The following is a 24,329-nucleotide window of genomic DNA, read 5'->3' as shown; positions in this document are numbered from 1 at the left end:
CAACAAGGAATAAGACTATGGGTTCGCTGCATCGTATGGCTGTGCTGTGTGGTTTGACGGTTGTGTTGGCGACTTCCGCCGCCCAGGCCGAAGACTGGAAGGTGGCCAAGAATGAAGACGGCATCAAGGTGTCCTTGAGTGAAGTGGCCGGCTCTGACTACAAGGCTTATCAGGGCGTGACCTTGATGAAGACCACCGTGGCCAAACTGCGCGCACTCCAGGACGACGTGGCTGGCGCCTGCACCTGGATTCACGAGTGCAAAATGCAGAAGCTGCTCAAGCACGAAGGCAACCAGAGCTGGACCTACACCCAGTTCAATACTCCATGGCCGGTGACTGCGCGTGATTCGGTGCTGCACGTGACGACCACCGAAGGTGCCGACGGTAGTCTGACGCGCAAACTGGAAGGCGTGCCGAAGTACATTCCTGAAGAAAAGGGTTTCGTGCGGGTCACCAAGGTCGACGGTTTCTGGAAGCTTGTGCCCAAGGGTGACCAGGTCGAAGTGACTTATCAGGTTCATACCGAGCCGGGTGGTAGTGTGCCTTCGATGGTTGCCAACAAGTTTGTGGTTGATGCGCCGTTCAATACTTTGAAGGCGCTGAAGGAACGTGCTGAGAAGTAATCGCTTCGAGACGGCTACTTGTGATTGGTGGGCATATCTGTTGCTGCGGTAACGGCGGCTAATGGTTCCGCTCTTGCAGCGGGTTACTTGGAAAAGCGCCAAGTAACCAAGCGGCCTCTCGAGGGGGCGTGTACCGCAACAGGCAAAGCGAGGCGGCCTGAGAGCCGACCTGACGTTTAGTCCGGCCAGGTGATCGGCGGTGAACGGCGAACACTAATCCTATGCCCCCACAAAAATCTAACTGTGGGAGCGGGCTTGCTCGCGAAGGCGTCGTGTCAGTCAACATTGATGTCGACTGACACGACGCCTTCGCGAGCAAGCCCGCTCCCACAGGACATCATTGCAAATTCAGAGTGTGCGAACGGCCAAATCAGCGAAGCGCGCCCGCTTGATGCCCAGGTCGGCTCAGAGGCTGCCTCGTTTTGCTGTTGCGGTGCACGCCCCCTCGAGAGGCCGAGTGCAGGTTCTGTGCAGTGGGCAACCCGGCATGGATGCCGGGTTAGCCGCCCCCGGCCATGGATGGCCGATCGCGGCGGGCCCACGGAGCAGGACCGGAGCGAGGGCATGCCGAGCACTAGCGAGGCACCGAACGAAAGGGGCAGAAGCGCTTTGGTTACTTTCGCGCTTTTCGAAAGTGACTCGCCGTAAGGGGGAAACCACCAGCCGCCGTTATCGCAGAAACGGATATGCCCCCAATCAAGTCTCCAAGAAACTTTATTGTGTTTCCGAATATACGTTGCACAAAATTTTCACAAAGCCTCCAAGACAATTCGCCCGCGCCAGCCGTGCAGGTCAGTAATCAATGGCAATGCCGCGATTGATCGTGCAACATTTGCGCACCGCGCAAACCCCGGGGCCGAGAACTGGCCGACAGAGGGCAGGGCGCAGCTGTATTTTTGAAACTTCAACTTCCAAGGGTCCTAAAACGACATGGCAATCCCGGACGCCCTGAGTCAGCAGCGAGCTTCTAGTCGCCTGCTGCAACCGACCGTCAAATCGCATCTGGCCTACACGCTGCTGTGTGCCCTGGTCATGATGGTCATGTTCAGCCTGCTGCGCGTGGCGCTGCTGGTCTACAACCGCGAGATGATCCTCGACACCCCGGCCTCGACCTTTTTCGAAGCGTTCGCCAACGGTTTGCGTTTCGACCTGCGCCTGGTGGTCTACCTCAGCATTCCGCTGCTGCTGGCCCTGTTCAGCGCCCGGGCGATGGCTGCCCGCGGGTTCTTCCGTTTCTGGTTGACCATCGCTTCCAGCATCGCGTTGTTCCTCGGCCTGATGGAGATGGACTTCTACCGCGAATTCCACCAGCGCCTCAACGGCCTGGTCTTCCAGTACGTGAAGGAAGACCCGAAAACCGTGATGAGCATGCTCTGGTACGGTTTCCCGGTGGTTCGCTACCTGCTGGCCTGGGTCGGGGGCACCTTGATCCTGACCCTGGCGTTCAAGGGCGCCGACCGTGCAACCCGTCCTCGCGGTCCGTTCAGCGGCGGCAGCATCGGCACTCGCCAGATCGCCCCTTGGTATTCGCGCATCGCAGTGTTTGTGGTGTGTTTGCTGGTCTGCGTGGTTGCGGCCCGCGGCACCCTGCGCCAAGGTCCGCCACTGCGCTGGGGTGACGTCTACACCACCGACTCGAACTTCGCCAACCAATTGGGCCTCAACGGCACCCTGTCGCTGATCGCGGCGGCGAAGAGCCGGATGTCCGAAGATCGCGACAACATCTGGAAAGCCACAGTGGAGCAGCCGCTGGCCCAGCAGACCGTGCGTGACCTGCTGCTGACGCCGAGCGACAAACTGGTCGATCCTGAAACGGCCGCTGTTCGCCGCAACTACACCCCGAATGCCGACAAGACCCTGCCGATCAAGAACGTTGTCGTGATCCTGTTGGAAAGCTTCGCCGGTCACTCGGTGGGCGCGCTGGGACGTCCGGGCAACATCACGCCATACTTCGACAACCTGTCGAAAGAAGGCCTGTTGTTCGATCGTTTCTTCTCCAACGGCACACACACTCACCAGGGTATGTTCGCCACCATGGCCTGCTTCCCGAACCTGCCGGGTTTCGAATACCTGATGCAGACGCCGGAAGGCAGCCACAAACTGTCTGGCCTGCCGCAATTGCTCAGCGCCCGCGACTACGACGACGTGTATGTCTACAACGGCGACTTCGCCTGGGACAACCAGTCGGGCTTCTTCAGCAACCAGGGCATGACCAACTTCATCGGGCGTAACGACTTCGTTAACCCGGTGTTCTCCGACCCGACCTGGGGCGTGTCCGACCAGGACATGTTCAACCGGGGTCTGGAAGAGTTGAAGGCCCGCGACGGCAAGGACAAAAAACCGTTCTATGCCTTGCTGCAAACCTTGTCCAACCACACGCCATACGCTTTGCCGACACCGTTGCCGGTCGAGCGCGTGACCGACCGTGGCAGCCTCAACGAACATATGACCGCCATGCGTTACTCCGACTGGGCGCTGGGTCAGTTCTTCGAGAAGGCGCGCAAGGAGCCTTACTTCAAGGAAACCCTGTTCGTGATCGTCGGCGACCACGGTTTCGGTAATGAACAGCAGATCACTGAAATGGACCTGGGCCGTTTCAACGTTCCGATGTTGCTGATCGGGCCGGGCGTCCAGGACAAGTTCGGCCAGGTCGACCACACCGTCGGCACCCAGATCGACATCGTGCCGACCATCATGGGCCGCATCGGTGGCGACGTGATTCACCAGTGCTGGGGCCGGGACTTGCTGAACCTGCCGGAAGGCGACAAAGGTTTCGGCGTGATCAAACCGTCGGGTAGCGATCAGACCGTAGCGTTGCTGACTGCCGACCGCGTGTTGGTACTGCCCAAAGAGATGCCGCCGAAGCTGTATCAGTACGAACTGGGCGCCAATCCGAAAGGTGAAGTGATCCCGGCGTCGGCTGACGAAGCCGCACTCAAGGAGAAACTCGAGTCGTTCATCCAGACGGCAACCAAAAGCCTGATCGACAACACCGCCGGTGTGGTTGACGGCAAGCCGGACTAGGTTTCGGCGCAATAAAAAAGAGGCCCTTGAAGGGCCTCTTTTTTTTTGCCTGTTAACTTGTTAAATCTTGCCGAGTAACAGCAGGATCAACAGCACCACCAACACCACACCGATGATACCCGACGGGCCATAACCCCAACTTCTGGAGTGTGGGAAGACCGGCAGGCCGCCTATTAGCAGGAGGATCAGAATAATGATTAAAATTGTGCCCATGTCTATTTCCTTGTCGGAAGTGTTCTGGAATTACCTGGCGTTTAACGTTCAGCTGGAATGCAATAAACCCAAGCTGCTTACAAAGTCCGACTGTCGTACATGAGAGAAAATTCCAAGTTTTTTTAATGTTTTTCGAAGACAGGCTTATTTCTTTTAGAGGGGAGAAGTTGATCCGCACGCTGGCGCGGTTTGCTCGGACCATTCAGCAATCTGATGGAGCGTGGGTTGGGCGATGTCCTTCGCTACACTCGGCGCAACTTCCCCGGAACAACAAGGCTGTTTGCTATGCAAAATCGCATGATGATCACTGGCGCGGGCTCGGGCCTGGGTCGCGAAATCGCGCTGCGCTGGGCGCGTGAAGGCTGGCAGCTGGCCTTGTCGGATGTCAGCGAGCCCGGTCTGCAGGAAACCTTGAAGCGGGTTCGCGAAGCCGGCGGCGATGGTTTTATCCAGCGCTGTGATGTGCGCGATTACAGTCAGCTCACCGCTTTCGCCCAGGCCTGTGAAGTGAAACTCGGCGGCATCGATGTCATCGTCAACAACGCCGGCGTCGCCTCGGGCGGGTTCTTCAGCGAACTGTCCCTGGAGGACTGGGACTGGCAGATCGCGATCAACCTGATGGGGGTGGTCAAAGGCTGCAAGGCGTTCCTGCCGCTGCTGGAAAAAAGCAAAGGCAAGATCATCAACATCGCGTCGATGGCCGCGTTGATGCAAGGCCCGGCCATGAGCAACTACAACGTGGCGAAGGCCGGCGTGGTGGCGTTGTCCGAAAGCCTGCTGATCGAACTGGCGCATCAGGAAATCGGCGTGCACGTGGTGTGTCCGTCATTCTTCCAGACCAACCTGCTGGACTCCTTCCGTGGTCCGACGCCGGCGATGAAAGCCCAGGTCGGCAAACTGCTGGAAAGCTCGCCGATCACTGCGACCGACATTGCCGACTACATCTATCAGCAAATTGCCGCCGGCGAATTCATGATCCTGCCCCACGAACAGGGCCGCATGGCGTGGGCGCTCAAGCAGAAAAACCCGCAATTGCTCTACGACGAGATGACCGTCATGGCCGATAAAATGCGCGCCAAAGCCAGACAGACCGCCGGCTGAACTTGCCCGTGGGCAACGCCGTCGTTAGGGTGACCGCCATCGGTCATCCTCGCGAGACGTTTGCATGCTCAATTACCTGTGGTTCTTTCTTGCCGCGCTGCTTGAAATCGCCGGCTGCTTTGCCTTCTGGATGTGGTTGCGCCAGGGCAAAAGCGTCTGGTGGGTTGTGCCGGCACTGCTCAGCCTGACGTTGTTCGCGCTGTTGCTGACCCGTGTCGAGGCGACCTACGCCGGGCGCGCCTATGCCGCCTACGGTGGCATCTACATCATTGCGTCGATTGGCTGGCTGGCGGTAGTCGAACGGATTCGGCCGCTGGGTTCGGACTGGATCGGCGTGGCGCTGTGCGTGATCGGTGCGAGCGTCATCCTGTTCGGTCCGCGTTTTTCGGCTTCCTGAAGCAATCTCAGAGTTTGTCGGACGTTTCCGAAAGAGGCGTTCGTCCTGGGCTGTAGGGCGGGACTGATTTGCTTTGATCGCATTGAACGCTAGCCGCGCGCCGTGCATCTTCAGGGTTCGATAACCCTGAAGGACGAATGCCATGCTTGTACTCAGCCGCGTAGTGGGGGAAATGATTTCCATCGGCGACGACATTTCGGTGCGTGTTGTGGCCGTCAACGGCAACACGGTGCGCTTCGGCGTCGAAGCGCCGCGGAGCGTCAACGTGCACCGGGCCGAAGTCTACGAGCGCATCCAGGTCAAACTGGCGAAAACCAAGGCACGTTGAAGGCGTCAGTCAAACAGGTGCTTGGGCACATCGTGTTTGAGCATCAACTGGCACTGCTCGCTTTCCGGATCGAAGACAATCAGCGCCTGGCCTTTGGTCAACGCCTGGCGAACCCGCAATACGCGGGTTTCCAGCGGTGTGTCATCGCCGTTGTCCGTGCCGTCACGGGTCACGAAATCTTCGATCAGGCGGGTCAGGGTGTCGACTTCAAGTTGGTCGTGGGGGATCAGCATAGGTACCTCGGGTAAACAATGGGCGCGATGCTACGGCGAATGGGCGGTTGCGGCTAGCTTCCGGATGATGTGTTGCGTGATCTGGCGCCTTCGCGAGCAAGCCCGCTCCCACAGGGTAAATGTCGATCCGGGATATTGTGATCGACGCAAAACCTGTGGGAGCGGGCTTGCTCGCGAAGGCGATCTCTCAGGCGATGGTCGGGATCAGCTCTCGGACCGCTGCCCCACCAGACTATCCACCGACGGCACTCGCGTATCGCTCTCCATCTGCGTGTCATGTTCGATCTGATGACTGAACCGGTCCAGCGACCCCTTCGCAGGCTGTGCATCGCTGGCGAATACCGGCGGGCTGAGCATGTAGGCGCCGAGCAGACGGCTAAGGGCGGCAAGGCTGTCGAGGTGCGTGCGCTCATAGCCGTGAGTTGCGTCGCAGCCAAAGGCGAGCAGGGCGGTGCGGATGTCATGGCCGGCGGTGACCGCCGAATGCGCATCGCTGAAGTAGTAGCGGAACAGGTCGCGACGCACCGGCAACTCGTTGTCGCTGGCCAGCCGCAGCAAATGCCGGGACAAGTGATAGTCATAAGGCCCGCCGGAATCCTGCATCGCCACGCTGACCGCGTGTTCGCTGGAATGCTGGCCGGGCGCAACCGGCGCGATGTCGATGCCGACGAATTCGCTCACGTCCCAGGGTAGCGCCGCCGCCGCGCCGCTGCCGGTTTCTTCGGTGATGGTGAACAGCGGATGGCAGTCGATCATCAGTTCTTCGCCGCTGTCGACGATGGCTTTCAGCGCCGCCAGCAATGCGGCAACGCCGGCCTTGTCGTCGAGGTGACGGGCGCTGATGTGGCCGCTTTCGGTGAACTCCGGCAAGGGGTCGAAGGCCACGAAGTCACCGACGCTGATCCCCAGGGAATCGCAATCGGCGCGGGTGGCGCAATAGGCGTCCAGGCGCAGTTCGACGTGATCCCAGCTGATCGGCATTTCATCCACCGCGGTATTGAACGCGTGCCCGGAGGCCATCAGCGGTAACACACTGCCCCTGATGACGCCGTTATCGGTAAACAGGCTGACGCGGCTGCCTTCGGCAAAACGGCTCGACCAGCAGCCGACCGGCGCCAGCGTCAGGCGGCCATTGTCTTTGACGGCGCGAACGGCTGCGCCGATGGTGTCGAGGTGAGCGGAGACGGCGCGGTCCGGGCTGTTTTTCTTGCCCTTGAGCGTGGCGCGAATCGTACCGCGCCGGGTCATCTCGAACGGAATGCCCAATTCTTCAAGGCGTTCGGCGACATAGCGCACGATGGTGTCGGTGAAACCGGTCGGGCTGGGAATGGCGAGCATTTCCAGCAGGACTTTTTGCAGGTAGTTGAGGTCTGGTTCGGGGATTTTGCTGGTCATGGAAACTCCTGATGAGTTGAGGGCATCGATGGTTTCGATGAGGGGAAGGATTTGTATCGCCTGAACTGACGCCTTCGCGAGCAAGCCCGCTCCCACAGGGGGACGCGGTCAACTGTGGGAGCGGGCTTGCTCGCGAAGGCGTCGGTGCAGGCGACACAACTTTATGAGGCCGCCGCCTGACTATGCGCAAACAACAAATCCAAAAACCGCTCCGCCGTCGGCTGCGGCTCGTGGTTGGCGAGCCCGGCGCGTTCATTGGCTTCGATAAACACGTATTCCGGCTGATCCGCCGCTCGCACCATCAGGTCGAGCCCGACCATCGGAATGTCCAGCGCCCGCGCCGCGCGCACGGCGGCATCCACCAGGGTCGGATGCAGGATCGCCGTGACATCTTCAAGCACGCCGCCGGTATGAAGATTCGCCGTGCGCCGTACGAACAGATGCTCGCCCGCCGGAAGAATGCTGCTGTAGTCGTAACCCGCCGCCTGCAAGGTGCGTTGGGTTTCAGAGTCCAGCGGGATCTTGCTTTCACCGCTGGTGGCCGCTTGCCGTCGCCGACTCTGGGCCTCGATCAGCGCGCCGATGGAATGCTGACCATCACCCACCACTTCCGCCGGCCGGCGAATTGCCGCGGCGACCACTTCAAAACCGATGACCAGAATCCGTAGATCGAGGCCTTCGTGGAAACTTTCCAGCAGCACGCGACTGTCGAACGGGCGGGCGGATTCGATGGCTTGCTGCACCTCTTCAATCGTCCGCAAATCCACCGCCACCCCTTGGCCCTGTTCGCCATCCAGCGGTTTGACCACCACCCGCTCGTGCTCGTCGAGAAAGGCCAGATTATCGTCGGCACTCCCCGCAAGCTGTTGCGCGGGCAGGTTCAGACCGGCATTTTTCAGGACCTTGTGGGTCAGGCTCTTGTCCTGACACAACGTCATGCTGATGGCACTGGTCAGATCGCTCAGTGACTCACGGCAACGAACCCGGCGACTGCCATGGATCAGGGTGAACAGGCCCGCTTCAGCATCATCGACCTGTACTTCGATGCCACGCCGATGGGCTTCATCCACGATGATCCGCGCATACGGATTGAACTCGGCTTCGGGACCAGGACCGAGAAACAGCGGCTGATTGATTCCGTTCTTGCGCTTGATAGCAAAGGTCGACAGGTTGCGAAAGCCGAGTTTGGCGTAAAGGCTTTTCGCCTGGCGATTGTCGTGCAGCACTGACAGATCGAGGTAACTCAGCCCACGGCTCATGAAGTGCTCGATCAAGTGCCGCACCAGCACTTCGCCGACGCCGGGGCGCGAACAATGCGGGTCGACGGCCAGGCACCAGAGGCTGCTGCCGTTTTCCGGATCGTTGAACGCCTTGTGATGATTGAGGCCCATGACGCTGCCGATGATCGCGCCGCTGTCCTCGTCTTCGGCCAGCCAATACACCGGACCGCCGAGATGACGCGGGGTCAGCAGACTGGCGTCGATCGGCAACATGCCACGCGCCTGATACAGCTGATTGATCGCCTGCCAGTCCGCATCGCTTTGCGCGCGACGAATGCGAAAGCCGCGAAATACGCGGGTCGCCTGTCGGTAATCGCTGAACCACAAGCGCAAGGTGTCAGACGGATCGAGAAACAGCTGCGCGGGCTCCAACCCCAATACTTGCTGGGGCGCGGCGACGTACAGGGCAATGTCGCGTTCGCCTGGCTGCTCATTGAGCAACTCCTGGGCGAGGCTCGCCGGATCGGGGAATGTATGGCCGATCAGCAGCCGGCCCCAGCCGCAATGCACGGCAATCGGCGCGGTGCCCAGTTCGCTGCCGTCTTCGGCCAGTCGCGCCTGCAAGCGTTCGTAAGAGGGCGCCTGACCGCGCAACAGGCGTTGGCTATATGCCGTGGCGTGAGGTTTCATCGGTCAGATTCCTTGTTCGCTGAGCCACAGGTTCAGGGCCGCCAATTGCCACAGCTTGGAGCCGCGCAACGGGGTCAACTGGCCTTGTGGATCGGTCAGCAGACGGTCGAGCATCGCCGGGTTGAACAGGCCGCGATCCTGACTCGGATCCAGCAGCAGTTCGCGCACCCAGTTCAGCGTATCGCCTTGCAAATGCTTGAGACCCGGCACCGGGAAGTAACCTTTCTTGCGGTCGATGACTTCGCTCGGAATCACCAGCCGCGCCGCTTCTTTCAACACTTGCTTGCCACCGTCCGGCAGTTTGAATTTGCCTGGCACGCGGGCCGATAGTTCCACCAGGCGATAGTCGAGGAACGGCGTCCGCGCTTCCAGGCCCCAGGCCATGGTCATGTTGTCGACGCGTTTCACCGGGTCGTCCACCAGCATCACCGTGCTGTCCAGACGCAAGGCCTTGTCCACTGCCGCATTGGCGCCGGGCTGTGCGAAATGTTCCTTCACGAAGTCGCCGGCAGCGTCATTCGCGGTCAGCCATTTCGGCTGCACGGTGGCGGCATAGTCCTCGTAGCTGCGGTCGAAGAACGCCTCGCGATAGGCCACGTAGGGATCGGCCGCGCCATCGACCTGCGGATACCAGTGATAACCGGCGAACAGCTCGTCAGCGCCCTGGCCGCTTTGCACCACTTTGCAATGCTTGGCCACTTCGCGGGACAACAGATAGAAAGCGATGCAGTCATGACTGACCATCGGCTCGCTCATGGCGCGGAACGCCGCCGGCAGTTGCTCGATGATCTCTTTTTCGTCGATGCGCAATTGGTGATGCTGCGTGCCGTAATGCCTGGCGATCAGGTCCGAATACTGGAACTCGTCGCCGCGCTCGCCGCCGGCATCCTGGAAACCGATGGAGAAGGTCGACAGGTTTTCCACGCCGACTTCGCGCAACAGCCCGACCAGCATGCTCGAATCGACACCGCCCGAAAGCAGCACGCCGACATCCACCGCCGCCCGTTGACGGATCGCCACGGCGTCACGGGTGCTGTCGAGTACGCGATCGCGCCAGTCTTCGAGCGTCAGATTCATCTCGTCGGCATTTGGGCCGTAGGGCAGGGTCCACCAGGTTTTCTGCTGGGTGGTGCCGTCCGCTTCGATGCGCATCCAGGTCGCGGGCGGCAGTTTTTCGATGCCGGCCAGCAAGGTGCGTGGCGCCGGGACGACGGCGTGGAAATTCAGGTAGTGATTGAGCGCCACCGGATCGAGGATCGGATTAATGTCACCACCCTTCAGCAGCGCCGGTAGAGCAGAAGCAAAGCGCAGGCGCTGGCCGGTGCGCGACAGGTACAGCGGCTTCACGCCGAGGCGGTCGCGGGCGATGAACAGGCGCTTGGCGTCACGCTCCCAAATGGCGAAAGCGAACATGCCATTGAGTTTTGGCAGCAGCGCTTCGCCCCAGGCGTGATAACCCTTGAGCAGCACTTCGGTGTCGCCGCCGGAATAGAAGGCATAACCGAGGCTTTCCAGCTCGGTGCGCAGTTCCGGGAAGTTATAGATCGAGCCATTGAAGGCCAGGGACAGGCCCAGTTGGTTGTCGACCATCGGCTGCGCCGAGCCGTCCGACAGGTCCATGATTTTCAGGCGACGATGGCCCAGGGCAATCGGCCCCTGACTGTGAAAGCCCCACGCGTCAGGTCCGCGTGGTGCCAGATGATGGGTGATCCGTTCAACGGCTGCGAGGTCCGCAGGTTGATGATCAAAGCGTAACTCGCCAGCTAATCCGCACATAAAGTCCTTACCGGTTTTTCCGTTGGGGAGGGTCAAGCGATACCCGGCCAAAACGGCGGGTACTCGGAAACTGACCCCCTCGGATTTCAGGAGTTTTATATCGTTCGGTTATAAGCGAGGGTCACGGACGAATGGCTGGCTGTCTAGTCCCGAAATAGGTTTACCCCGCATTCCATTTTGTAGGAGCGAGCTTGCTCGCGAAAAACCCAAGGTCGCCACGGGTCATCTGGTTTTACGCATTATCGTTCACGACCATCGTCGGAACGCCGCCCGGAGCAAGCTCGCTCCTACAGTGTTTTCGAGACAGGCACAGAAAAAAACCATCGGTGGGTGGTGAGTAGTGCTACGCCGCATTAGCGTGTTGCTTGAACGTCCGCGGATTCAATCCAGGAAATCACCGGGACAGGTATCGCTGCGGGCATGGCAGCGTCTTGAGCACTTCTGCGATATCGATTGAGCCAATCAGGGCTTGCCTCGAATCAGTCGGCGCAAGGCAAAGCGGTTCGGATGACACGCCTCGGCCACGGCTCTGGGCAGTGGCAGCGGTTCGTTATCGAGCCACGCAGCCAGCAATTCGCCTGACAACGGCGCGGTGATCAAGCCTCGCGACCCATGGCCGCTGTTGACGTACAAGCCATCCAGCCAGGGGCAAGGGATGTCCGGAGTTTGCCGGGCATCCTTGCTCAATACGCTGTAGGCCTCGGCGAAGGCCGGGGAGTCGGCCAGTGGTCCTACAATCGGCAGGTAATCCGGGCTGGTGCAGCGAAACGCCGCGCGACCCTCAAGTGCATCGGGTTGCAGGTTATCCGCGCCGAGACGGGCGACCAGATCCGGCGAGATTTCTTCGAGCATCTGCAAGTTGCCTGCATGCTCGGCCGTTGTCGGTGTCAGGTCGTCATTGTTGAAATCAAAACTGGCGCCCAGCGTATGTTCACCCAATCGTGCCGGGGCGACATAACCTTCGGCGCAGACCACGGTGCTCAGCGTCTGACTGTCCGGTGTTTGTGGCAGGCGAGTGATTTGTCCGCGTATGCGTTTGAGCGGCAACTCACTGCTGTAGGGGAAACGCTTGATCTCGGCAGCGCCGGCCAATACCACGACCGGTGCCGCGGCCAACAAGGTTTCGCCGTCCCAGGCTTGCCATTGACCCTCTGCACGGCGCAGTTCCACCACATCGTGATGGGTCATGATCTGAATGTCCGGATGGGTTGCTTGCCGTTGGCACAATGCCGGCGGATGCACCCATCCGCCTTCGGGGTAAAACAGCCCGCCCCATTGCAGGCCGATGCCGGCACGCGCCTCGGCCTGTTCTCTATCGAGTGCGTGCAGCAAGTCATCGGGAAACGCCTGCGCCAATTGCGCTTGTCGCTCGGCTTCCTTGGCATTGAACGCCAGTTGCAGCACACCGCAATCGTCCCAGTCGACGCCCCGCTGCAACTGCTCAAGCAACCGCCGGGTGTGACCGAAACCGCTGACAATCAACTGCGACAACGCCGTGCCGTGGGCCGACAGTTTGAGGTAAAGCACGCCCTGAGGATTGCCCGAAGCTTCCTGCGCCAGCGCATCGTGACGCTCCAGCAGACTGACTTGCCAACCGCGCGCCGCGAGGCTGGCGGCCGTGGCGCAACCGGCCAGGCCGGCGCCGATCACCAGTGCCCGACGTTCGCCGGTCAGCGGCGTCGGGCGCGCAAACCATGGTTTGGCCGCGACGGGTGCTGGCACTGCTTCAGGCCAGCCGAGGAACGTGCCGCGCAGGATTTCCCATTTGTGGCCGATGCCGGGCGTGCGCTTCATCTTGAAGCCCGCCGCGTTCAGCAAACGGCGCACCCAACCGGTGCTGGTGAACGTACTGATGGTCGAACCGGGCGCCGCCAGCCTGGCGAGTTCGGCAAACAGTTCGGCGGTCCACATGTCGGGGTTTTTCGCCGGGGCGAAACCGTCGAGAAACCAGGCATCGATCTGGCCGTCCAGTTGCGGCAACTGCTCCAGCGCATCGCCGATCAACAGGGTCAACGTCACGCGACCGTTATCCAGTACCAGCCGCTGGAACCCTTGATGGATCGCCACGTACTGCGCGAGCAACTGATCGGCAAACTGCTTGAGCTCTGGCCATAACGCCAGCGCCCGTTGCAGATCAGGCGCACTCAGCGGGTACTTTTCGACACTGACAAAGTGCAAGCGCGCACCGGCCACTGCGTGTTGTTCGAACAACTGCCAGGCGCACAAAAAATTCAGCCCGGTGCCGAAACCGGTCTCGCCAATCACCAGCCGCCCGCCCACCGGCAACGCAGTAAAACGTTCACGCAGCGCGTTCTGTTCAAGGAAGACGTAGCGGGTTTCGTCCAGCCCGGACAGGTCGGAAAAATACACATCATCAAACACCCGCGAACGCGGGAGGCCTTGGTCGTCCCAGTCAAGCTGGGCGTGGGGCAATACAGGTTTCATGGCAGGCTCGGCAACGGCAAGGCGGCCATTCTAGCCGATCGCCGCCGAGGTGCTTGATCCATGGCAAGGCGCGGGATGGACTACTTGCCGCAAAATTGCGGTAGAGCAAAAGACCGCAGCCTTCGGCAGCTCCTACCGGGAACGGCGTTCACCCGTAGGAGCTGCCGAAGGCTGCGATCTTTTGGCCTGCTACGCGACACCGCAAGCCTTGAACTTCCGCTAGTCTTGCTCAATCTGGAAAGGGAGCTCTCCATGTTCGAATCTGCCGAAATCGGTCACGTCATCGACAAAGAAACCTATGAAGCCGAAGTGCCGGCGTTGCGCGAAGCGCTGCTCGAGGCGCAGTTCGAACTTCAGCAGCAAAAGCGTTTTCCGGTGATCGTTTTGATCAACGGCATCGAAGGCGCCGGCAAGGGCGAGACGGTGAAACTGCTCAACGAATGGATGGACCCGCGGCTGATCGAGGTCCGCACCTTCGATCAGCAGACCGACGAAGAACTGGCGCGGCCACCGGCCTGGCGTTATTGGCGGATGCTCCCGGCCAAGGGCCGCATGGGGATTTTCTTCGGTAACTGGTACAGCCAGATGTTGCAGGCCCGGGTGCATGGTGTGTTCAAGGACCCGCGGCTCGATCAGGGCATCAATGCGGCCGAGCGCCTGGAGAAAATGTTGTGCGACGAAGGCGCGCTGATCTTCAAGTTCTGGTTCCACCTCTCCAAGAAACAAATGAAGGCGCGCCTCAAGGCGCTGGCCGACGACCCGCTGCACAGCTGGCGCATCAGCCCGCTGGACTGGCAGCAATCGCAGACTTACGACAAGTTCGTGAAATACGGCGAACGCATTTTGCGCCGCACCAGCCGCGACTACGCACCGTGGCATGTGATCGCCGGGTTGGACCCGCGCTATCGGAGCCTGGCGGTCGGCAAGATTCTGCTCGAAGGCCTGCAAGGCGCCTTGAAACGATCGAAGATTCACCCGGTTAAAGTCAGCGCCGCGCCCTTGGGCAGCAGCGTCGATCAGGTCAACCTGCTCGACAGCCTCGACCTGACCCTGCATCTGGACAAGGACGATTACGAAGAGCAACTGATCACCGAGCAAGCACGGTTCTCGGGGTTGATGCGCGATAAACGCATGCGCCGCCACGCCTTGATCGCGGTATTCGAAGGCAACGACGCGGCAGGCAAGGGCGGGGCGATCCGGCGGGTTGCGGCAGCGCTTGACCCGCGCCAGTACAGCATCGTGCCGATTGCTGCACCCACCGAGGAGGAGCGGGCACACCCGTACATGTGGCGTTTCTGGCGACATATTCCGGCGCGAGGAAAGTTCACCGTGTTTGACCGCTCCTGGTATGGCCGGGTGCTGGTGGAGCGTATCGAAGGCTTTTGCAGCCCGGCCGATTGGCTACGCGCCTACAGTGAAATCAACGACTTCGAAGAGCAGATCGCCGATGCCGGGGTGATTGTGGTCAAGTTCTGGCTGGCTATCGACAAAGAAACGCAAATGGAGCGCTTCGAAGAGCGCGCACAGATCCCCTTTAAACGCTTCAAGATCACCGAGGACGACTGGCGCAATCGGGAAAAGTGGGATGCCTACCGGGCCGCAGTCGGCGACATGGTCGATCGCACCAGTACCGAAATTTCGCCCTGGACACTGGTGGAAGCCAACGACAAGCGCTGGGCTCGGGTCAAGGTGTTGCGCACGCTTAATCAGGCGCTGGAAGAAGCGTTCGAAAAGTCCGACAAGCACGAGAAAAAACAGAAAAAACTGAAGGTGTGAACCGATGGTGACGCATACGCGGGATGAATGATTGTCGCGGTCGGTAATGGCTGGACTTATGCTCGGTCCACTCTCAACCAACAACAATAATGAGGTATGCCATGCGTGAAGTGGTGATCGTCGACAGTGTGCGGACCGGCCTGGCCAAGTCCTTTCGCGGCAAGTTCAACCAGACCCGTCCGGACGACATGGCGGCTCACTGCGTCAATGCACTGCTGACGCGCTCGGGCATCGACCCGGCCACTGTCGAGGATTGCATCGTCGGCGCCGGCTCCAACGAAGGCGCCCAAGGCTACAACATCGGTCGCAACGTCGCGGTGCTGTCACGCCTGGGCACCGGCACCGCCGGCATGACCCTCAACCGGTTCTGCTCGTCGGGCTTGCAGGCGATTGCCATTGCCGCCAACCAGATTGCTTCGGGTTGCAGCGACATCATCGTCGCCGGTGGCGTCGAGTCCATCAGCCTGACCATGAAAAGCGTCAACACCGACAACCTGATCAACCCGCTGCTGAAAGAGCAGGTGCCGGGCATCTACTTTCCCATGGGCCAGACCGCCGAAATCGTCGCCCGTCGTTACAACGTCAGCCGTGAAGAACAGGACCTGTACGCGTTGCAAAGTCAGCAGCGTACCGCTCAGGCGCAGGCCTCCGGTCTGTTCGACGACGAAATCGTGCCGATGACGGTGAAGTATCGCGTTGAAGACAAGGCCACCGGGCAAGTGCAGATCCTTGACGGTGTCGTCGATCGCGACGATTGCAATCGCCCGGACACCACGCTGGAAAGTCTGGCGGGGTTGAAACCGGTGTTTGCCGAAGACGGTTCGGTCACGGCGGGCAACTCGTCGCAGCTGTCCGATGGTGCTTCGATGACGCTGGTGATGAGCCTGGAAAAGGCGCTGGAACTGGGGTTGAAGCCGAAGGCGTTCTTCCGCGGCTTCACCGTGGCAGGTTGCGAACCGGATGAAATGGGCATCGGCCCGGTGTTCTCGGTGCCGAAGTTGCTCAAGGCCAAGGGTTTGCAGGTTGCCGACATTGACCTGTGGGAACTCAACGAAGCGTTCGCTTCACAATGCCTGTACAGCCGCAATCGGCTGGGGATCGATAACGAGAAGTACAACGTCAATGGCGGCTCGATTTCCATTGGCCACCCGTTCGGCATGACCGGGTCGCGTCAGGTCGGGCATCTTGTGCGGGAGTTGCAGCGACGGGATTTGCGGTACGGCATTGTCACCATGTGCGTGGGCGGCGGGATGGGTGCGACCGGGTTGTTTGAGGCGGTGCGGTAAGCCTTAAGATATGTATTGATTGTCAGATAGCTTTCGCGAGCAAGCCCGCTCCCACAGGGATCTAGTGTGCGACATAGATCCCCACTGTGGGAGCGGGCTTGCCCGCGAAGGCAGCGCCTCGGTCTATCGACTGGCGCTCAAAAGCTGCATCCGCGCGATGTAAGCCTCAATCTCCCGCGAAGCCGCCTCCGGGTTTTCAAACGGCCCCTCCAGCGTGTTTTCCCGGGTGCTGAAATACAACTCACCGTTTACCCGACACATCCGGTCGCTGCGAAAGTGCGTGGCGGGGGCGTTGTCCTGGGCGCGCATGCCATACATGGCGGTCTCCTGAAGGTGGGGGATCCAATGAGCTTATGCATGAACCGCTTACAGTGCCTGGCGATCCGATCGACGGCATTCCGTCAATTTTTTGCTGCGACTTGCACAGTTTCATTTGCGTCCGCTTACAAACTGTCCCTGTGTGCCAGGTGCCGCTGCCCCTAAAATGACGATTCTTGCCATCTGGCTTTGGGGTACACATGCACATTTCATCCGGTCGCTGGGTATACGGCCTGTTCCTGGCCTTGTTGACCGCGTTGTTGTGGGGAATCCTGCCGATCAAACTCAAGCAAGTGCTGCTGGTGATGGACCCGGTCACGGTGACCTGGTTTCGGCTGATGGTGTCCGGCGGGTGCCTGTTCATTTACCTGGCGGCGACCAGACGCCTGCCGAGTCGCAAAGTGCTCGGGCCGCGCGGTGGCTGGCTGGTGCTGATGGCGGTGCTCGGTCTGGTGGGCAACTACGTGTTGTATTTGATGGGCTTGAACCTGCTCAGCCCCGGCACCGCGCAACTGGTGGTGCAGATGGGCCCGATCATGCTGCTGATCGCCAGCCTGTTTGTGTTCAAGGAGCGCTTCAGCGTGGGGCAGGGGATTGGTCTGCTGGTGTTGTTGATTGGTTTCGGACTGTTTTTCAACCAGCGCCTGGCCGAGTTGCTCACCTCGTTGACTGACTACACGGCGGGCGTGCTGCTGGTGTTGTTGGCGTCCACGGTCTGGACCTTCTACGCCCTGGGGCAGAAACAATTGCTGACGGTGTGGAATTCGTTGCAGGTGATGATGGTGATCTATCTGTTCTGCGGGCTGTTGCTGACGCCGTGGGTGCATCCGCTGGAAGCGCTGCAACTGACGCCGCTGCAGGGCTGGCTATTGCTGGCGTGCTGCATGAACACACTGATTGCGTATGGCGCGTTTGCCGAAGCGCTGGCGCACTGGGAAGCCTCGCGGGTGAGTGCGACGCTGGCGATCACGCCGTTGGTGACGTTTGCGGCGGTGGCCATGGCGGCCTGGTTGTGGCCGGAGTATGTGCATGCCGAGACGATCAATGGTCTGGGGTATGGCGGGGCGGTGTTGGTGGTGCTGGGGTCGGCGCTGGTGGCGTTGGGGCCGTCGTTGATTGCGGGGCTCAAGGCCCGGAAGGTGCGGATGGCGGCCAGTTAGACCGCGTTATCGTTCTTCGCGAGCAAGCCCGCTCCCACATTCGACCGCATTCCTCTGTGAGACCTCGGTCAAATGTGGGAGCCGGCTTGCTCGCGAAGGCTGACTTTCAGGCGCTACAAAACTCAGCCCTTGGCCCCAGCCTCAAGCATATTCTCCGGCCTCACCCACTCATCAAACTGTTCATCCGTCAGATACCCCAACTGCAACGCCGCCTCTCGCAACGTCAGCCCTTCGGCATAAGCCTTCTTGGCAATCTCCGCCGACTTGTCATACCCGATATGCGGGTTCAGCGCCGTCACCAGCATTAACCCACGTTCCAGATGTTCTGCCATTTTCTCGGCATCCGGCTCCAGGCCGGCGATGCAATGCTGATGGAAGTTGCTGCAGCCATCGCCCAGCAAACGGATCGATTGCAGCAGGTTATGGATAATCACCGGTTTGAACACGTTCAGCTGCAAGTGCCCCTGACTGGCGGCGAAACCGATGGCAACGTCGTTGCCCAGTACCTGACACGCCAGCATCGACAGCGCTTCGCACTGGGTCGGGTTGACCTTGCCCGGCATGATCGAACTGCCCGGCTCGTTGGCCGGCAATTTCACTTCGGCAAAACCGGCACGCGGTCCGGAGCCCAGCAGGCGCAGGTCGTTGGCGATTTTCATCAGGGTCACGGCAAGGGTTTTCAGCGCGCCGGACAACGTGGTCAGCGGCTCATGGCCCGCCAGCGCGGCGAACTTGTTGGGTGCGGTGACAAACGGCAGGCCGGAAAGCGCGGCCAGCTCGGAGGCAATGGCTTCGCCAAAACCGTGCGGTGAATTCAGCCCGGTGCCGACGGCGGTGCCGCCCTGAGCCAGTTCACACACGGCCGGCAGGGCGCTGCGGATCGCCCGTTCGGCGTAGTCCAGTTGCGCGATGAACGCCGAGAGTTCCTGCCCGAACGTAATCGGCGTGGCGTCCATCATGTGGGTGCGACCGGTCTTGACCAGCTTCATGTGCCGTGCGGACAACTCCGCCAAACCACCGGACAGTTCGTTGATCGCCGGCAGCAAATGTTGCTGCACCGCCTGCGCGGCGGCGATGTGCATCGCGGTGGGGAAGCAGTCGTTGGAGCTCTGGGAGCGGTTGACGTGATCGTTGGGGTGCACCGGCGACTTGCCGCCGCGCGGGTTGCCGGCCAGTTCGTTGGCGCGCCCGGCGATCACTTCGTTGACGTTCATGTTGCTCTGGGTGCCGCTGCCGGTCTGCCAGACCACCAGCGGGAACTGGTCATCGTGGTTGCCGTCGAGCACTTCGTCGGCGGCCTGTTCGATCAGCCGGGCGATGTCGGCGGGCAGGTCTCCGTTGCGGTCATTGACCCGCGCCGCGGCTTTCTTGATCAGCGCCAGCGCGTGCAGCACCGCCAGCGGCATACGCTCGTTGCCGATGGCGAAGTTAATCAGCGAGCGTTGCGTCTGAGCGCCCCAGTAGGCCCCATCCGGCACTTCCACCTGGCCAAGGCTGTCGGTTTCGATACGGCTCATCATGCACACTCCTGTCAGTCTGATAGCGCAGTTTAGGCCGTGACCGCCGGCCGTGGTTCCATCGGTCTGCATTTTGACCATTCAACCCCTCTAAATCAGGCCCGACAAGGCTTGGGGTTGAGTGACACAGTTTTTTAGGCGCAGAATGGACGCCCTTGGGGTTTGACCTCGCCTGCTAGAAAAGGAAACTCGATGACTCGTCTTCGTGCCATCTGTACCGCGGTTGCACTGGTTTGCGCCAGCGGCCCTGTTTTTGCCGATACCGCCAGCCACAACGCCAGTGCCGAAGCTTTCCTGACCCTGGCGCACGCTGACAAATTGGGCACTCCGGTGTACATGCAAGTGCAGCAAATGTTCGCTCAGCGCTTTGAACAGACCAAAGCCCCTGAATCGAAAAAAGCCTTGCTGGAAACCTACCAGGCCAAGGCCAACGCCGCTCTGGACGCAGCCATTGGCTGGAACAAGCTGAAGCCGGACATGGTCAAGCTGTACACCACCAACTTCAGCGAATCCGAGCTCAAGGACCTGGTCGCGTTCTACCAGTCGCCACTGGGCAAGAAAGTCCTGGAAAAAATGCCGCAGCTGACCCAGCAATCGGCCCAGATGACCCAGGCCAAGCTCGAAAGCGCTGTGCCAGTGGTCAACAAGCTGTTGGCTGACATGACCAACGAGCTGGATCCTAAAGCCGGCGCCGCGGCTCCAGCCGCCAAGAAAAAGCCTTAAGCGGAGCCGGGTATGACCATGCAACAACGCATCGAATCGACGCTGGGTTTGTTACAGCCCGAGCACCTGCAAGTGCTGGATGAAAGCCATATGCACAGTCGTGGGTTGCAAACCCATTACAAAGCCGTGGTGGTCAGCCAGCAGTTCGAAGGGCTCAATCGCGTCAAGCGTCACCAAAAGGTCTACGGCACGCTCGGCGAGCTGATGGGCGAGTTCCATGCGTTGGCGCTGCATACCTACACGCCACAGGAATGGGCACAGATCGACGCGGCCCCGGCCTCGCCGACCTGCGCTGGCGGCAGCAAGCATTGATGTGATGGATGAGGGCTGTTGTGGCGACGGGATTTATCCCCGTTGGGCTGCGAAGCAGTCGCAAGATCACTGCATGCGGTGTACCGGAATTGTTGTGATCACAGGATTCAGGACTGCTTCGCAGCCCAACGGGGATAAATCCCCTCGCCACAGTGGTTTGTGCCAAGCCTGTAGAACGCAGTCCTAAAACCACACCGTTTTTGCTAGAATCCGCAACGCGCCGCTTACCCGGCGCGTTTTTTTTGAATCCGGTTCACCCCTTACGAGGGTCGCCACCTGGAGAATCACCCATGACACAACAGATTGTCGTGGCGGCACTGTATAAGTTCGTCACCCTGGAAAACTACGTCGACCTGCGCGAGCCCCTGCTGCAGGCGATGGTCGACAACGGCATCAAAGGCACGCTGCTGATCGCCGAAGAAGGCATCAACGGCACCGTGTCCGGCAGCCGCGAAGGCATTGACGGGCTGATGGCCTGGCTCAAGAACGACCCGCGCATGGACGACATCGACCACAAAGAGTCGTACTGCGACGAGCAGCCGTTCTATCGCACCAAAGTCAAACTCAAGAAAGAAATCGTCACCCTGGGCGTCGAAGGCGTGGACCCGAACAAAAAGGTCGGCACCTACGTTGATCCAGAGAACTGGAACGCGCTGATCAGCGATCCGGAAGTGTTGCTGATCGACACGCGCAACGACTACGAAGTCTCGATCGGCACCTTCGAAGGCGCCATCGATCCGAAGACCACCAGTTTTCGCGAATTCCCCGATTACATCAAAGCCAACTTCGACCCGGCCGTGCACAAGAAAGTCGCGATGTTCTGCACCGGCGGCATTCGTTGCGAAAAGGCTTCGAGCTACATGCTCAGCCAGGGTTTCGACGAGGTCTATCACCTCAAGGGCGGCATTCTGAAGTACCTCGAAGAGGTGCCGCAGGAAGAAACCAAGTGGCAGGGCGACTGCTTCGTGTTCGACAACCGCGTGACCGTGCGTCACGACCTCAGCGAAGGCGACTACGATCAGTGTCATGCCTGTCGTACACCGGTGAGCGTCGAAGACCGCGCGTCCGAGCACTATGTGGCCGGCATCAGCTGCCCGCATTGCTGGGATAAGCTGAGCGAGAAGACCCGCCGCAGTGCCATCGATCGGCAGAAGCAGATCGAACTGGCCAAGGCACGGAACATGCCTCACCCGATCGGCTACAACTACAAGCAAACCCCTTCCGAGGCTTGAACCATGTCTGCTCGCCGCCTGCTCTATGTGATGGACCCGATGTGTTCCTGGTGCTGGGGCTTTGCGCCGGTGGCCAATGCGCTGGTCGAACAGGCGCAGGCGGCGGGGGTGGAGCTGCATCTGGTGGTGGGCGGTTTGCGCACCGGCAGTGGTTCGGCGCTGGAGCCGACCACCCGGCGCTACATTCTTGAGCATTGGCAAGCGGTCACCGAGGCCACTGGCCAGCCGTTCAAGATCGAAGGTGCGTTGCCCGAAGGCTTTGTGTACGACACAGAGCCCGCCTGTCGGGCGTTGGTGACGGCGCGCAGCCTGGCGCCGGATTGCGCGTGGAAACTGCTCGGTCTGATTCAGCATGCGTTTTACGCAGAGGGCCGCGACGTCACCCACGCCAGTGTGCTGGTGGAACTGGCGGAGCGGGCCGGTGTGCCGCGCATCGAGTTCGCCGCGGCGTTCGACCGCGCTGATCAACATGCCGCGACAGCGGCCGATTTCACTTGGGTGCAGGACCTCGGCATCGCCGGTTTCCCCACCTTGCTGGCTGAGCGTGATGGTCAATTGGCGTTGTTGACCAATGGCTATCAGCCTCTCAGTGTCCTGTCACCGCTGCTCGGCCGCTGGCTGGAGCGCGCTGCCTGTGCATGACCTGCCTGACGACGCCGCAACCGCTACACGTGTCGACCGTCTGAGCTGGGCGGAAATCCGTCGCCTGGCCTTGCAACACAAGAAATCCCTGTGGATCGCCAACGGCGTGGCCGTGCTGGCAACGTTGTGCAGCGTGCCGATCCCCTTGCTCTTGCCGTTACTGGTGGACGAAGTGCTGCTGGGCCATGGCGACTCCGCGCTGAAGGTCATGAACCACGCGCTGCCCGAAGGCTGGCAGAAAGCGGCGGGGTACATCGGCCTGATGCTGCTGGTGACCTTGTTGCTGCGCTGCGGTGCCCTGTTATTCAACGTGGTGCAGGCAAAGTTGTTCGCGGCACTGGCCAAAGACATCGTGTACCGCATTCGCACACGGCTGATCGAGCGGCTCAAGCGCATCTCGCTGGGCGAATACGAAAGCCTGGGCAGCGGCACGGTCACCACGCACCTGGTGACCGACCTCGATACGCTGGACAAATTCGTCGGCGAAACCCTCAGCCGTTTCCTCGTGGCCATGCTGACGCTGGTCGGTACGGCGAGCATCCTGATCTGGATGCACTGGAAGCTGGCGCTGCTGATCATGCTGTTCAACCCGTTGGTGATCTACGCCACGGTGCTGCTGGGCAAGCGGGTCAAACACCTGAAGAAACTCGAGAACGACAGCACCTCGCGCTTCACTCAAGCGTTGACCGAAACCCTCGATTCCATCCAGGAAGTGCGCGCCGGCAACCGTCAGGGTTTTTTCCTCGGGCGTCTCGGTCAGCGGGCGCGCGAGGTGCGCGATTACGCGGTGACTTCGCAGTGGAAAACCGATGCCTCGAACCGTGCCAGCGGTTTGCTGTTCCAGTTCGGCATCGATATTTTCCGCGCCGCCGCCATGCTCACGGTGTTGTTCTCCGACTTGTCCATCGGCCAGATGCTCGCGGTGTTCAGCTACCTGTGGTTCATGATCGGTCCGGTGGAACAACTGCTTAACCTGCAATACGCCTATTACGCCGCCGGTGGCGCGCTGTCCCGGATCAATGAGTTGCTGGCCAGGGCCGATGAACCTGAATACCCGGGCGGTGTAGACCCGTTCAACGGGCGCGATACCGTCGGCATCGAAGTCCAGGGTTTGAGTTTCGGTTACGGCGACGAGCTGGTGTTGAACCAGATGAACCTGTCGATCGCGCCGGGTGAAAAGGTCGCGATTGTCGGCGCCAGCGGTGGCGGTAAAAGTACGTTGGTGCAGTTGCTGCTGGGTTTGTACACGCCGCTGGCCGGGACGATTCGCTTCGGCGGTTCGACCCAGCAAGAGATTGGTCTGGAAACCGTACGCGAAAACGTCGCCGTGGTCCTGCAACATCCGGCGCTGTTCAATGACACTGTACGGGCCAACCTGACCATGGGCCGTGAGCGCAGTGACGAGGCCTGCTGGCAAGCGCTGGAAATCGCGCAATTGCATCAGACCGTTCGAGACCTGCCCAATGGTCTGGACAGTATCGTCGGGCGTTCCGGCGTGCGCTTGTCCGGCGGTCAGCGCCAACGTCTGGCAATCGCCCGAATGGTGCTGGCCGAACCGAAAGTGGTGATCCTCGACGAAGCCACCTCGGCGCTGGACGCGGCCACCGAGTACAACCTGCATCAGGCGCTGGCGCGGTTTCTGAGCCACCGCACCACGCTGATCATTGCGCACCGATTGTCGGCCGTGAAGCAGGCCGACCGGGTGCTGGTGTTCGATGGCGGGCAAATTGCCGAGGATGGCGACCATCAGCAGTTGATTGCCGAGGGTGGTTTGTACGCCAAGCTTTATGGGCATTTGCAGCAGCACTGATCTGCGCATCGCCCATGGACAAGGCGCCCGCGTACGGTTTCAGGAAAAAAACGGTGGGCCAGCGCGATTTACAGGGACATTTTCACAGGAACTGTCCCTCTCTGTATG

21 protein-coding genes are annotated in these 24,329 nt (G+C 60.5%); 13 read left to right on the top strand and 8 right to left on the bottom strand.

The window, feature by feature from the left end; genetic code table 11:
- The first annotated feature begins 17 nt into the window (after positions 1-17).
- Together ACA073_RS18700 and ACA073_RS18695 are read left to right on the top strand one after the other, a co-directional pair.
- Entirely contained in the window at positions 18-623 is a 606-nt protein-coding gene (locus ACA073_RS18700; RefSeq protein ID WP_497398513.1) for an START domain-containing protein, read from the top strand.
- A 930-nt stretch (positions 624-1,553) separates the two neighbouring features.
- A complete protein-coding gene (locus ACA073_RS18695) occupies positions 1,554-3,647 on the top strand; it encodes an LTA synthase family protein (RefSeq protein WP_497398511.1) in 2,094 nt (697 codons plus the stop codon).
- Positions 3,648-3,707: 60 nt separating this feature from the next.
- Here ACA073_RS18695 and ACA073_RS18690 read toward each other — a convergent pair whose 3' ends face one another.
- Positions 3,708-3,866: a DUF3309 family protein gene (locus ACA073_RS18690; protein ID WP_173860449.1), complete on the bottom strand. Its 159-nt coding sequence runs from the start codon at positions 3,864-3,866 to the stop codon at positions 3,708-3,710.
- Positions 3,867-4,145: 279 nt separating this feature from the next.
- On the opposite strand from ACA073_RS18690, the gene ACA073_RS18685 reads away from it, so the two are divergent.
- From ACA073_RS18685 to csrA, 3 genes are all read left to right on the top strand, one after another.
- Complete coding sequence (locus ACA073_RS18685) at positions 4,146-4,961, top strand: SDR family oxidoreductase (RefSeq protein WP_497398509.1); 816 nt, start codon at positions 4,146-4,148, stop codon at positions 4,959-4,961.
- A 64-nt stretch (positions 4,962-5,025) separates the two neighbouring features.
- Complete coding sequence (locus ACA073_RS18680) at positions 5,026-5,358, top strand: YnfA family protein (RefSeq protein ID WP_084323730.1); 333 nt, start codon at positions 5,026-5,028, stop codon at positions 5,356-5,358.
- 142 nt (positions 5,359-5,500) lie between these two features.
- Positions 5,501-5,686 (top strand): carbon storage regulator CsrA, encoded by a 186-nt coding sequence (gene csrA, locus ACA073_RS18675; RefSeq protein ID WP_497398507.1) that lies wholly within the window; start codon positions 5,501-5,503, stop codon positions 5,684-5,686.
- Positions 5,687-5,691: 5 nt separating this feature from the next.
- Here csrA and ACA073_RS18670 read toward each other — a convergent pair whose 3' ends face one another.
- From ACA073_RS18670 to mnmC, 5 genes are all read right to left on the bottom strand, one after another.
- Positions 5,692-5,919 (bottom strand): YheU family protein, encoded by a 228-nt coding sequence (locus ACA073_RS18670; RefSeq protein ID WP_003199186.1) that lies wholly within the window; start codon positions 5,917-5,919, stop codon positions 5,692-5,694.
- A 204-nt stretch (positions 5,920-6,123) separates the two neighbouring features.
- Positions 6,124-7,314 (bottom strand): osmoprotectant NAGGN system M42 family peptidase, encoded by a 1,191-nt coding sequence (locus ACA073_RS18665; RefSeq protein ID WP_497398505.1) that lies wholly within the window; start codon positions 7,312-7,314, stop codon positions 6,124-6,126.
- Positions 7,315-7,475: 161 nt separating this feature from the next.
- The gene (gene ngg / locus ACA073_RS18660) at positions 7,476-9,224 is read right to left on the bottom strand and encodes an N-acetylglutaminylglutamine synthetase (protein ID WP_497398503.1); all 1,749 of its coding nucleotides are present in this window, start codon (positions 9,222-9,224) and stop codon (positions 7,476-7,478) included.
- A 3-nt stretch (positions 9,225-9,227) separates the two neighbouring features.
- Positions 9,228-11,000: an N-acetylglutaminylglutamine amidotransferase gene (locus ACA073_RS18655; protein ID WP_497398501.1), complete on the bottom strand. Its 1,773-nt coding sequence runs from the start codon at positions 10,998-11,000 to the stop codon at positions 9,228-9,230.
- Between the two features lie 462 nt (positions 11,001-11,462).
- Positions 11,463-13,445 (bottom strand): bifunctional tRNA (5-methylaminomethyl-2-thiouridine)(34)-methyltransferase MnmC2/FAD-dependent 5-carboxymethylaminomethyl-2-thiouridine(34) oxidoreductase MnmC1, encoded by a 1,983-nt coding sequence (mnmC, locus tag ACA073_RS18650; RefSeq protein WP_497398499.1) that lies wholly within the window; start codon positions 13,443-13,445, stop codon positions 11,463-11,465.
- A 252-nt stretch (positions 13,446-13,697) separates the two neighbouring features.
- Here mnmC and pap point away from each other — a divergent pair, with 252 nt between their 5' ends.
- Positions 13,698-15,221 carry a polyphosphate:AMP phosphotransferase gene (pap, locus tag ACA073_RS18645; protein ID WP_497398497.1) on the top strand — a complete coding sequence of 508 codons (1,524 nt, stop codon included), beginning with the start codon at positions 13,698-13,700 and terminating at the stop codon, positions 15,219-15,221.
- A 101-nt stretch (positions 15,222-15,322) separates the two neighbouring features.
- Entirely contained in the window at positions 15,323-16,507 is a 1,185-nt protein-coding gene (locus ACA073_RS18640; protein WP_497398495.1) for a thiolase family protein, read from the top strand.
- Between the two features lie 123 nt (positions 16,508-16,630).
- Here ACA073_RS18640 and ACA073_RS18635 read toward each other — a convergent pair whose 3' ends face one another.
- Entirely contained in the window at positions 16,631-16,825 is a 195-nt protein-coding gene (locus tag ACA073_RS18635; RefSeq protein ID WP_497398493.1) for a DUF6316 family protein, read from the bottom strand.
- A gap of 200 nt (positions 16,826-17,025) precedes the next feature.
- On the opposite strand from ACA073_RS18635, the gene ACA073_RS18630 reads away from it, so the two are divergent.
- Positions 17,026-17,985 (top strand): DMT family transporter, encoded by a 960-nt coding sequence (locus ACA073_RS18630; RefSeq protein WP_497398491.1) that lies wholly within the window; start codon positions 17,026-17,028, stop codon positions 17,983-17,985.
- Positions 17,986-18,107: 122 nt separating this feature from the next.
- Here ACA073_RS18630 and ACA073_RS18625 read toward each other — a convergent pair whose 3' ends face one another.
- Positions 18,108-19,502, bottom strand: a complete 1,395-nt coding sequence (locus ACA073_RS18625) for a class II fumarate hydratase (protein WP_497398489.1) — start codon at positions 19,500-19,502, stop codon at positions 18,108-18,110.
- Between the two features lie 192 nt (positions 19,503-19,694).
- Here ACA073_RS18625 and ACA073_RS18620 point away from each other — a divergent pair, with 192 nt between their 5' ends.
- The 5 genes from ACA073_RS18620 to ACA073_RS18600 all read left to right on the top strand — a co-directional run bounded on the left by ACA073_RS18620 (position 19,695) and on the right by ACA073_RS18600 (position 24,221).
- Positions 19,695-20,225, top strand: a complete 531-nt coding sequence (locus ACA073_RS18620; RefSeq protein WP_214377600.1) for a DUF2059 domain-containing protein — start codon at positions 19,695-19,697, stop codon at positions 20,223-20,225.
- Between the two features lie 12 nt (positions 20,226-20,237).
- The gene (locus ACA073_RS18615) at positions 20,238-20,537 is read left to right on the top strand and encodes a BolA family protein (RefSeq protein ID WP_497398487.1); all 300 of its coding nucleotides are present in this window, start codon (positions 20,238-20,240) and stop codon (positions 20,535-20,537) included.
- Positions 20,538-20,827: 290 nt separating this feature from the next.
- Entirely contained in the window at positions 20,828-21,769 is a 942-nt protein-coding gene (trhO, locus tag ACA073_RS18610; RefSeq protein ID WP_017340054.1) for an oxygen-dependent tRNA uridine(34) hydroxylase TrhO, read from the top strand.
- A 3-nt stretch (positions 21,770-21,772) separates the two neighbouring features.
- Positions 21,773-22,411, top strand: coding sequence for a DsbA family protein (locus ACA073_RS18605; protein ID WP_497398485.1), 639 nt, complete (start codon positions 21,773-21,775; stop codon positions 22,409-22,411).
- A complete protein-coding gene (locus ACA073_RS18600; protein WP_497398483.1) occupies positions 22,404-24,221 on the top strand; it encodes an ABC transporter ATP-binding protein in 1,818 nt (605 codons plus the stop codon). The genes ACA073_RS18605 and ACA073_RS18600 overlap by 8 nt, the downstream gene beginning before the upstream one ends.
- Positions 24,222-24,329: the final 108 nt, after the last annotated feature.

The sequence above is a fragment of the Pseudomonas sp. LBUM1670 genome (assembly GCF_059695695.1).
The sequence above is the reverse complement of the archived record's forward strand: the minus strand, read 5'-3'. Positions and strand labels throughout refer to the sequence as shown.